Below are 11596 nucleotides of genomic sequence, written 5' to 3' on the forward strand. Positions count from 1 at the left end.
TCGCAACCATCCTAGATGGTTTTAAACTAAGAACATACCCAAGACAATTTATTAAAAATTAGTTTTTACACAGTCTGGGCACTTCTCTAAAATTACAATCAGTAAGAGGGCAAATTTCATCGTAATCATAAAACACCACTCGCCCCCAACGTGTCACACCAAAGTTTTTCATTAGCATGTCACCGGCAAAAATATTAGCACTGGCAAGCTCTTTAATCGCTTTACCATAATCAACCATCACCTGCTGCAGTGATTTACTGGTACATTGACCGATATATAAATTAAGCGGTGTCATTTTTCGCTCAACATAGACATGTTTGAGTATTAACGCTTTACCCGAAATAATTAAGCTATCACCAATGTGTTTTTTCATTTCAGTAAGCAGTTCATTACTAAAACGACTTAAATCAAAGGCTAGGTATCTAAATTCATGAGTATCAACTAATCGCCCTACTCTATCAGCCTGTTTTACAAAGTTATATTTATCTTTTACCTGCTGTTTTGTCGCTGTTTTTGGTGCACTAAATTTATCTTTTATTACTTTGTACACATAGTCTAGGCCATCAATTGTAAAAACAAGCATCACCATACCTGGTGTACCTGGCGCTAAATGATATTTATATTGCTCGGGGCTACTTTTAGTCGTATCCACCTTATAGCGATAAAATTCTGTTTTCGCATGTTTAATAAAACCTATCGCATTAAACAATTCAAACCGTTGTTTGTGAGGCATTAACACACTTAAGTAATCTACATACCTTGCAGGTTGGTCGGTATCTACCATAAAGTACGTGCGCGCAAAGCCAAATAACAAGCTCAGCTGATCAGCGCCCATCATCACAGCATCAATTGTAAGCCCGTCAGGGGTATTTAAAATGGCTATTGCAAAGGGCATATTATCGCCATTTTTAGCAATACATCGTCCTATTACATAACACGCTTTATTTCGGTAAAAGTGTGAATTGGCGTACTCAATATAGCCGTCATTTAAACTTATTAGCTCATACACTTGTCTGCATTGTTGCTGCGCCCCTTGGGTTAACGTTGCTTGTAGTTTAGCTAAGTCCTCGTTTAAATTTTTAAATGGCACTCTAAACACTTGTTCATTGACTAAAGTTTTAACTGCGCTATCAAAGCCTTCTTTTAAGGAAATACGACTCACAAGCCCTTCATAAGAACGTGGTTGCCCCCGGTACTTTGCTTTTAAGACAAATAAATGCACCGTACGAATTTTTTTATCATCCCAAATAGCGCCAAAAGTAGAATTAAAAAACGTATGTGCAATTGGCTGGTTTTCATGCTCTTTAACCATTTCGCCATAAATATTTTTTGCTCGTTGCCATGTTTGTGGACAGTTTAGTTCATCATAGGCAATCACTTTAACGGCCTCACTCACCTGCTTTACTTGACGCTCATACACTTGCAAGCGCGCTCGCATTGCCGCTTGCACCTCATGATATTGGCGTTGTTCAAAGCGACTTTGTGCCCCTAAGGTAATATTTAAGAACTGTGCAAACATAGCTTCAAAGCCAGCAAATACAGCGCGTGCTAACTTAGTGGCTATGAGTTCTTGTATAGGATTGTGGGTAGACGTTAACGACGTGCTAGGCATAGTATAGGCGCTTCTATTTTTAGCAATTATGCTGATTATTTTTTATTAGAGGTTTACACCTTAGCAAGCACGCTTTAATTTAGATAATTAATACAGCAAATAAATAAAATTGATCATATGAATATAAGAAATGTCGATCTCAACCTACTCGTCTATTTAAATGTATTAATAGATGAAAAAAGTGTGTCTAAAGCGGCCAATAAACTCGCATTAACACAACCGGCTATGAGCAATGCGTTAAAACGCCTAAGAGACTTATTTGACGATCCTTTGCTTGTTCGTGCAGCTGGCTCCATGACCCCAACAGCTAAAGCCCTTGCCCTTAAGCCCGAAATTGAAGCGCTGTTAAAAATGGCAGAAGAGATCACGCAGCCCAGTGAGCAGTTTAATCCGGCTACCGCCCACTTGACGTTTCGTATTATGGCAAACGATTATATAGAATCGACGCTAATTGCCCCCTTTATTTGCGAGCAGCTAGCTAAAAATCCGGGCATTGACTTCGATGTACTTAGCCCCAGCGACGTGAACCTACAGGATATGGAAAAAGGCACTATCGATTTGGCAATAAACCGTTTTAATGGTCTGCCGCGCTCTTTTCATCAAGCTACTGTATGGCGAGATAACTACTGTTGTTTAACCCATCCACATAATCCATTTTTAAACGATGCAAACTTAGACCAATACTTAAAAAGTGAACATATTTGGGTTAATCGAGCCGGCTGGGGCCCCGAACCCGCTGTAACCAATAAATCAGGTAAACAAAAATTAGGCTGGGTCGATGAGGCATTATGGCAATTAGAACAAACACGTAAAATACGCGTATTTACTCGTCATTACATGATTGCCAGTTTACTGTGTCAATCTGAGCAACTTATTGCAACCCTTCCGCGTCGTCAAGCAAAGCTTTTAACTAGCCATACTAATTTAGTGATTAGCCCTGTGCCATTTCAAATCGTCCCCATAGAAATAAAAATGATATGGAGCCCGTTATTACATCATACACCAGCGCACCAATGGCTTAGACGCGAGTTGTTGGCGTTTGCAAATACAGTGATTGATAGGTAAAGAATTAAAATATTGATCAAATCAATATCAGTTATTGAAAACAACAATTTCATTAATATTACACTTAGCGCTACAGTGAAGTTAAGCCAACAAACTAAGAGTAATAATTATGCAAACATCAGCAAGCTTCACACAACAAGACGGATTATTCATTGATGCAAATTTACATCAATTCATTGAACAACAATTGTGTCGTAAAACAACACTTCAAACGCAACACGTTTACCAAGCGTTAGCCACGTTAGTTGATGAGTTTGGGTGTGCATGTCGTAAAACAAAACACCAAGAAAACGACATTCTCGACGTGAATACTTTATTAAATGCATATCAACGTAAAAGTCATCCACATTGTCATGTAGATGCACAAACAACCGCAGCCGTTTTAGATGAATACTGTTGCCAAGTGCCTGCGATTATTGTGGTTGCTTTAATGGATACGCTTAGTGGCACACTCTGTGATGAGCCAAGCGCCCATAAACTTTACCACAGAGCTGCAGAGCTGACAGAGCGTCCATGCGTTCATCGCGAGCAAACAGCTAACGCCTCTGCAGCGTAAAATGCTGCCCTTTAAAAGTGCTCGATAACCTTGTTGGCAAATTGTTTGCAACTTAAGGTTGTCGAGTTATGATTTGATTGAGCTAAATCAAATGTAACCTGTCCACTGGCAAATGTGCTTTCAAGCGCGTTTTCAATTAAATAAGCAGCATCACTCCATCCCATAAACTTAAGCATTAACACCGCACTCAATAAGCTACTGCTCGGATTTGCTTTATCTTGTCCTGCTATGCGCTCAAATGTACCATGTGTGGGTTCAAAAAACGCAACTTCGGTATTTAAGTTTGCCGCCGGCATAATCCCTACTCCACCGACTTGTGCACTGAGCATATCGGCTAAAAAGTCTCCGTTTTGATTAGTGGTGGCCACCACATCAAATTGAGCAGGATCCATTAAACACTGCTGAAGCATATTATCGGCAATTACTTCTTTAATAACCAGCGGCGGTAAATCAGCACGTTGTATTTCAAGCCAGCGTCCGTTTTGATGCTCAACGGCAGCGTATTCACGTTTGGCCAGCGCAAATCCCCAGCGCTTAAATGCGCCATCGGTAAACTTAAGTACATTGCCTTTGTGAACTAAAGTGAGTGATTCACTATTATTTTTTAGGGCATAATTAATTGCATAGCGTATTAATCGCTCTGATCCCTCTTTAGAGATATTTTTAATACCTAAACCACACTCTTGGGTAAAACGAAGCCGTGTTACGCCCATTTCTTCACATAAAAAATCGAGCATTTTTTCACTTTCAACACTGCCCGCTTGCCACTCAATTCCTGAATACACATCTTCACTGCTATCACGTAGCACGGTAATATGCGTGGTAAATGGGTTTTTTAAGGGTGACGGTAATGCACTAAATCCTTTAATGGTTCGCATATTTACATACAAATCCATTTCATGGCGAAGCGCGACATTGAGCGAGCGAAACCCGCCTCCAAGCGGTGTGGTTAAAGGGCCTTTAATCGCAATTTTACACTCTCGTACTGCATTAATCGTTTCTTGAGGAAACCAATCACCGTCATAAAGCTTGGCAGCTTGCTCACCATTGTAAACTTGCATCCAATGAATTTTGCGTCTTGCGCCATAACTATGCTCTATGGCGGCATCCACTACTTTTCGCATCACTGGCATCACGTCGAGCCCGACGCCATCACCATCAATATAAGCAATAATAGGGTGTTCGGGTATATGCCACTGTCCTTGTTCATCAATGAGTATATTTTCACCATTTTCTGGCACAGTAATATGTTGATATTGCATTGTTAACACCTAGAAAAACATCCTCTTTCCATTAAAGCATGTTAGTTAATAAGTGTCTGTAATTGCATTTTTATAATTGATATCACCGCAGCGAATAACTGCACGGTATTCACTATTAGTAAAAATGAGGGAACGATTTTTTAATCAAGATGGCATCAGGCATTTTATCTAACACCAGACTAAATAGAACATTACTGAGTAGAGCATTACTGAGTAGAACATAAGTGCAGATTAATTTTAACCACCGGATGATTATAAAATTAACCTGCTAAGTGAGATTATTTATAATAGGCAAATAAGTATTTATTAAAGCTATATTGACTTTGTATAACCGCAATAACAAATCCTGCCTTACCATCTAAAAAGCCACGTCTTAAAAAATAATGGCGGATAAAAGCAAAAAAAGCGGAACTACTCGCCTTCAATAGTGATGGTTTTTTACCCTTTTTTACCATTTGCTCTGCGCCTATGTGCGCATAATGGTTTCTTTTATTCATGTAACCAAAAATATCTTCATACTGAAAATGTAATATATTTTCTTTCAACTCAATTGGCTTACAATCAAGCATTACAATAGACTCATGAACCAAATTTTGGTTATAACCTGTTATTTTTTTGTTGTAAATACGCGCAATACGATCAGGATACCAGCCGCTGTGTCGAATAAATTGGCCACAAAAATGCGTTAAACGGTTAAGCTTTAAAATATTTTTCTCATTGCATTTTGCCAGTGTCGTTATTATTTCTTCTTTTAAACGCTCACTGACAACTTCATCACAGTCAATTGCAAAAATCCAATCGTTAGTTGCTAATGCTTCTGCTCTGCGTCGTTGCTCACCAAACCCTTGCCAATCATCACGTACAAATACTTTATCTGTGTATTTATTTGCAATAGCACGTGTTTCATCAGTGCTGCCTGAATCAAGTACAATAATTTCATCTGCCCACTTTACTGACTCTAAACAACGCTCAATTGTATCCTCTTCATTTTTACATATAATACAAACAGATAGCTTCACAGAATTTCCTTTTTAATAACATTGTATTTGAAAAATAACCTTCACATTATAAACAGATCATAACCACAGAGGAAATAAGGCTTTTAAAAATGGTATCCATTAAGCTTCTAAAATAACATCAATAGCATTGAGTAAAGCTTCAACTTGGTGTGTATCAAGAACAGCAGGCGAAAGCTTTAAACTCGCTTCCAATCCAACAGCCTGTTGATACAGCACTTGGCATTCAAACATCCCTGCCGTTCCTTTAATCATATGCACACTGCGTGCAAAACCGGTTATATCACCCTGCTTAAATTGCAACTGTAATGTGTGTTTTTGTTTTTTTAATCCTTTAATGTATTCTTGCTTGAGTAGTGCAAACTCATCATCAGGCAGCTTAATATTTTCGCATATATCAATATCAAGGTAACTTGCGATTTTACTGCTAAAACACCGTCTATCGATAGGTTTGGCAATATGGTCGGTAAAACCTTGTCTTAAATAACGATCGACTTCATGCTTCATCGTGTTCGCAGTAAGCGCAACAATCGGTGTTGTTACTCCTGTTGCTTGCATAATACTAATTGCTTGTTCACCATCCATAATTGGCATTTGAATATCTAATAAAATTAAATCAAATTGTTCATCAAGTGTCGCTTGCGCAGCATCTCGGCCATTTTCTACTGTCACCACGGTTAAACCCATTCGTTCTAAAATCCGCTTAATCAGCTGTCGGTTTTCTGGGTGATCTTCAGCCACGAGTACCCTACCAATCAAATTTCGCTGGTTACTATTTATAGGGAGCTCTTTGTTTTGTGACTTACAAATATCGTCAAATGCGTTAACCCATTTTGTATGAGCCGTTGTATGCAGTGCCATAGTAAAACAAAACTCACTGCCGCTTCCGAGCATAGAATAAACCGTAATATCGCCATCTAGTTTAGTTGCTAGGCTTTTTGAGATATTTAACCCAAGTCCAGTGCCACCGTATTTGCGAGAAATCGACGAGTCAGCTTGATGAAAGGGAGTAAACAAGTCTTTTTGCTCACTGTCGGTCATACCAATTCCCGTATCTTTCACTTTAATAATTAGTTGTTTTTTATTACAGCTAACCGTTAGCTTTATATAACCTTGGCTGGTAAATTTAAGCGCATTGGTTGCTAAATTTAATAATATTTGTCTCAATCGAGTTGGATCTGAGACTATCCAATCAGGTAGCGGAAATTGATAATCAACTTTAAATTTTAAGCCTTTATCACGGATTTGTTTTCCTAATAACGATTCGATTTCAGCAATAGTGGCAAACAAGTCCGTTTCAACTAGCTCTATCTCTAGACGGTTAGCCTCAATTTTTGACATATCCAAAATGTCATTAATTAAGCCAAGAACATGACGACTATTTTGCAAAATCACCCGAATGCCATGGTTTCTCTCATGAGGCTGTATATCACCTAAAATAATACCATCAGCATAACCAATAATTGATGTCATTGGGGTGCGAATTTCGTGGCTCATATTGGCTAAAAATCGACTTTTAGCTTCACTTGCATCACGAAGCTCTTCAGCTAATTGTTGTAACTCTTGAGTACGCAACTGTACTTTGTGTTCTAAATTTTTAGTCAATTCAACATTCTCATGGTGTAAAATGCTAAATTTATTTGCCACGGCAAAAGCAAGTAGCACTGCATCGAGTGCGGTACCAATGAGCCCAAGTAAATAGAGATCCATCTTTATAGGTTCAATTAGCCCTAAATTAGTTAAATTGCCGACCATATTAGGAATGGCCATCGCCAAATACGCTAAAACAAAATAGCGAGCGGGCTTAAAGCCACTTAACCAACTTCGTATACCAACAATCATACCCAGGCACAAAGTAGCCCCCGTTACTAAAGTAGCCCATATAAAGCCAAAACCTGGCCAAATGATTGCAAATGGAGTACCTGCGGTAGCAATAATGCCCAAGTAAATTGATAACCGTGATAATTGAGGAGACGTTTCCTTTAATTTAAGTAAGCTGTTAAAAAATAAGATATTTGTGATGGGAATTAAGGTAAAACCTAGCCAATGAAAATGGGCGTTATAAAAACCAAAAATTTGATCAGGTATATGAAAAAACTGACTCCAAGCTAATACCCAGCACGCGGTAAACAGGGCGTAATACAAATGGGTTTTATCTCTATCACCCAAGTAAATAAGAAAATTGTATAAACCTAATGCAATACCAACCCCAAAGCACAGCAGCATAATCATGTTATCTGATGTTTTTTTCACAAAAAAATCATCATAAGGTGAAAGCACTAATTTAGGTGGGGTGTAAAAGTATTCACTTTGAAATTTTGCAATTAACATATAGGGACGAGTAGGCGTCAGCTCAATTCTATTACCATAATGAAATGCAAACTCATTAGGGTAAATGCCACCCGTTGTATAACGATTTATTGGCTCATCAAAATTCGACATATCATAAATACGCGTCTCAATTTTTGAAAGCAGCGTGTTATAGGGATACAACACAAGTTCATTTAAATCAGTTTTGTTTTCCAGCTTAATCACAAACCAAAAACTACCACCAAAAAACGATGTTCTCGACTGTGGTTGCTTTTTTTCAAGCCACGTTTCTATATCGCTATGATCTCGGGGAAAAGCGCCATCAGTGACTTGAAATACACTGCCTTGATTAAGCAAATCAGTATCTTGTTGTTTCAAAGTATAAGCAAAAGGCTCAAGTGCATTTGCCACTGCTAAATTGCTAAAGCATATAAATACACAATATATAAATAGCTTTAGAGCTGCCTTTATTGGCATACTTTGCACCTTAAATTAAAACTGATAACTAATATCCAAGCCAAAACGCCGACCTTCACCCTTAAAATCTTCAAGCATGCCAAGAAAAGAACTTAAATCAAATTTTAAGTGGCTGTAATGAGTACCAAACAGGTTTTTACCCCAAATGGCAACCCCCCAGTTATCGTGTTGATAGTGTATATTGGCGTTAAAAATACTATAGCTGTCTTGCATCGCATAGGGGTTTTGATTCTGATCAAAATAGTAATCGGATTGATAATCAACTAATAATTGAGTAGTTAGTGGGTGATTAGCCACCTCAAGAGTGTATTCAATACCCGCACTGAGATTCCATTTTGAGGTAAACGGCAAACGATTATCAGTTAACGCGTTCCCTAGTGGATCAACATATTCTTCAAACTCTGCATGAGGTATATAACCCATAGCAAACTTAACATTCAAATTATCGGTCAGCCAATACTCAAGATCAGCTTCTAAACCGTAAATAATAGAGTCAGCCACATTTTCTAATAATTGAATTGGCGGGCTCTGCTCAGATGCTGAAGGCTGATTCATAAAGACTTGTTGATCATTATAATCATAATAAAATGCAGCCCAGTTAAATCGAATACCCTGCTCTGGCCACCAGGACTTTGATCCGATTTCATGTGAGTTTAACCGCTCTTTTTGATAGTCAGCGAGTTGGGCTTGTTCAACCGATGATAAAAAGCCACCGTTATAGCCTCCGCTTTTGGCGCCATTAGCAAAACGATAATAGGCGTAAGTTGAATCATCGACTTTAAAGTTCACTCCTAACTGCCCTGAAATGCCATTATCTGACTGCTCTCCCTGAACACGATAAAATGGAACCTTAACCCCCGTTAAATCGTTAGCATCTAAAATAACATTAAGCTGTGACACTGAGTCGTAGTCTAACGATTCATAAGAGTAACGAAGCCCTGCAGTGATCAACCAATCTTGGTTTAATTGATAATCGAGTTGCGTAAACGCAGCCATACTCTTTGTGTTTATTTTATTATTATAAAAAAAAGTAGCGGTTAAATCTGTCGATAAAATTCCCCGATAGTCGCGTAAAATATCATTTACATTATCTTGAACAATAGACTCATCAGCATAATATATTCCCGTCGTTAAAAAATGCTCACCTAACTGAGATTGCAATCGCAATTCTTGCGTCACCAAATCAGTATTTAACCCTAAGTTGCCCTCACATAACTGTGCGGGAGAGCCATCACAATTAAAAGCATGGTCCCGTTTTAATTTGTTATAACTGCTTAAAAAAACAAGCTCATTGTGTGTGTCTAATTGCCAATTAGCATGGGCGCTAATGCCCTTACCATCTGTTTTATGAGGCGAATTATTATTTACGCTGACTGTATAAAAATCATCACTGGCATCATTAAAGCCAAAATTATCAAAACAGCTGGTTGAACCCGCTTGTGCTGGCGAGCATCGCTCTCCTGTTAGTGGATTAGCAACAATTCCAATACTGCCAACCGGCTGTACTATGCCATCCCAATCGGCAATATGCCCTTTTATCAATAGCTGTACCGTGTCAAAATCAGCTAAAAAGGAAACTCGGCCATTCGTTTGTCGCATGCCAGCTTTCGGTGAGTCGGCAAAAATATTGTTAGTGGAATAATCATAATCTTGATGATTAAGCGCTATACGAACGGCAGTGTTTTCACTAAGTGCTGAATTAAACATAGCATCAACACTGGTCGCATTGTTATTAGCAATGCCGGTGCTTAAATAACCACTTTGTTCAAACTCAGGGCGTTTAGAGCGGATTAAAATAGCGCCCCCAGTAGAGTTGCGACCAAATAAAGTGCCTTGAGGACCACGCAAAATATCAATTTGTTCAATATCAAATAAATTAACAATTTAGTTACTTGCAGAGCCAACAGCAATGTCATCAACATACATCGCCACAGGGGATGTATTCGCCGTATTGTAATCAACTAGCCCTACACCACGAATGTTAACCGCTGGCGGTGTGCCTTCCGCTGCGTTTTGACTAATTTTTAGATTAGGAGCAAATACAGACAACTCTGTCGAATCTTTAACGTGTTGTACTTGAAGATCATTACCTTTAATGGTGCTTACAGAAATGCCAACTTCTTCAATTTTTTGCGCTCTTTTTTGCGCATAAACTTCTATGATTTCCATATTACGCGCATTCGCACTTTTATCATCTACAAGTACTTTCGCCTGCAGTGGCAGTAAAAAGCCTGGTAAGCATATCAACCCTATTTTCTTATTGAGAAGCTTGCCTTTATTTTTCATTTCTTGTGACCTTTACTCTAGACAAATGTAAACAACATGTTTAATTATATACTAATCAATCGATAATACGGTGATATGAATAATATTTTAATGTGTGAGGGCTGCAAATGCATCTTCGCCACTAATGTGTTGTGGATAACCCACCATTGCTCTTGCTGTTTGCATACCAGCCATGACAGCCGCTTCAACACAACCCGCATTAACGCCTGTTTTTATCCAGTCTCCTGTAATAAAAAGATTGGTAAATTGTGTTTCATCGGTTGCCAGACGATATTTACTTGAGCCCGCAACTGACAGTACATATCGATCACTGGGATCCACATTTACCCGCCAGTATTGCTTATTTAATCGTTCATCCCCTGATAACTGAGAGCCATGCAAAACAGACCAGTCAAATTCATTATTTTGATACGCTAATGGCCAAATAGCCTGCATGTTTTTTTCTAGCATACCTTTAAGATTAGCTTTTACTTGCGATTTTGCTTGAAAAACAAATTGATGTTCACTTTGTGGCGGGTAATAATCACAAGGAAAAACACTGCAAAAGTAAGCAATGTTTTTAGGAGGACAATCGATAGGCCATTGCTCTTTGTCGATTAAATTCATCATCGCCGCCCATGTATCAAATGGTTCGCTAAAGCCACTGAGAATGGGGCCTTCTTTGCTAGGTGGCCTATATTGCCAACCTAATTGCTCGTCAGTCTTACTAAGCCATAATTGGGCTGCCTGCGTTGCCACCGTTTTAACTTGCTTTGCTTGAGCTGCAAAATTTGTATCCCATACTAATAACGAAGGGCATACATGCTCAAGTGAGGCAACAGATACGCCAAGAATCATCCTGTCAAAGTCATCTTTGTAGCGTAATTTTTTTATTGGCAGGGGCTGCCCAAAATGGTTTTCATATTGAGCTGGCCAGTCAGACCAAAAAGATTCTAAATTAACCTGAGATCTGCTTAAGCGATAACTAGTGCGTTGAGCTCTACGTCAGTTAAATTAAGGTGTGGCTTATTTT

Annotated in this window: 8 protein-coding genes and 1 pseudogene; 2 read left to right on the forward strand and 7 right to left on the reverse strand. The window is 38.7% G+C overall.

The window, feature by feature from the left end; all coding sequences use genetic code 11:
* Nucleotides 1-73: 73 nt before the first annotated feature.
* Nucleotides 74-1612: pseudogene (gene aceK, locus AAEY57_RS17560) on the reverse strand (bifunctional isocitrate dehydrogenase kinase/phosphatase); the annotation flags it as partial.
* A 117-nt stretch (nt 1613-1729) separates the two neighbouring features.
* Here aceK and AAEY57_RS17565 point away from each other — a divergent pair.
* Complete coding sequence (locus tag AAEY57_RS17565; protein WP_350608382.1) at nt 1730-2677, forward strand: LysR family transcriptional regulator; 948 nt, start codon at nt 1730-1732, stop codon at nt 2675-2677.
* Nucleotides 2678-2786: 109 nt separating this feature from the next.
* The gene (locus AAEY57_RS17570) at nt 2787-3233 is read left to right on the forward strand and encodes a hypothetical protein (RefSeq protein ID WP_013465068.1); all 447 of its coding nucleotides are present in this window, start codon (nt 2787-2789) and stop codon (nt 3231-3233) included.
* An 11-nt stretch (nt 3234-3244) separates the two neighbouring features.
* Here AAEY57_RS17570 and icd read toward each other — a convergent pair whose 3' ends face one another.
* The 6 genes from icd to AAEY57_RS17600 all read right to left on the reverse strand — a co-directional run bounded on the left by icd (nt 3245) and on the right by AAEY57_RS17600 (nt 11421).
* Entirely contained in the window at nt 3245-4495 is a 1251-nt protein-coding gene (gene icd, locus AAEY57_RS17575; RefSeq protein WP_273002311.1) for an NADP-dependent isocitrate dehydrogenase, read from the reverse strand.
* A gap of 278 nt (nt 4496-4773) precedes the next feature.
* The gene (locus AAEY57_RS17580) at nt 4774-5514 is read right to left on the reverse strand and encodes a glycosyltransferase family 2 protein (protein WP_193049202.1); all 741 of its coding nucleotides are present in this window, start codon (nt 5512-5514) and stop codon (nt 4774-4776) included.
* 99 nt (nt 5515-5613) lie between these two features.
* Complete coding sequence (locus tag AAEY57_RS17585; RefSeq protein ID WP_273002315.1) at nt 5614-8298, reverse strand: 7TM diverse intracellular signaling domain-containing protein; 2685 nt, start codon at nt 8296-8298, stop codon at nt 5614-5616.
* A gap of 15 nt (nt 8299-8313) precedes the next feature.
* A complete protein-coding gene (locus tag AAEY57_RS17590) occupies nt 8314-10146 on the reverse strand; it encodes a TonB-dependent receptor (protein ID WP_350608383.1) in 1833 nt (610 codons plus the stop codon).
* Between the two features lie 36 nt (nt 10147-10182).
* On the reverse strand, nt 10183-10584 hold the full coding sequence (locus AAEY57_RS17595; protein WP_350608384.1) for a TonB-dependent receptor plug domain-containing protein: 402 nt from the start codon (nt 10582-10584) through the stop codon (nt 10183-10185).
* An 87-nt stretch (nt 10585-10671) separates the two neighbouring features.
* Entirely contained in the window at nt 10672-11421 is a 750-nt protein-coding gene (locus tag AAEY57_RS17600; RefSeq protein WP_350608385.1) for a hypothetical protein, read from the reverse strand.
* Between the last annotated feature and the right edge of the window lie 175 nt (nt 11422-11596).

Source organism: Pseudoalteromonas sp. MER144-MNA-CIBAN-0113 (assembly GCF_040308965.1).
Taxonomy (GTDB): Bacteria; Pseudomonadota; Gammaproteobacteria; order Enterobacterales; family Alteromonadaceae; genus Pseudoalteromonas; species Pseudoalteromonas tetraodonis.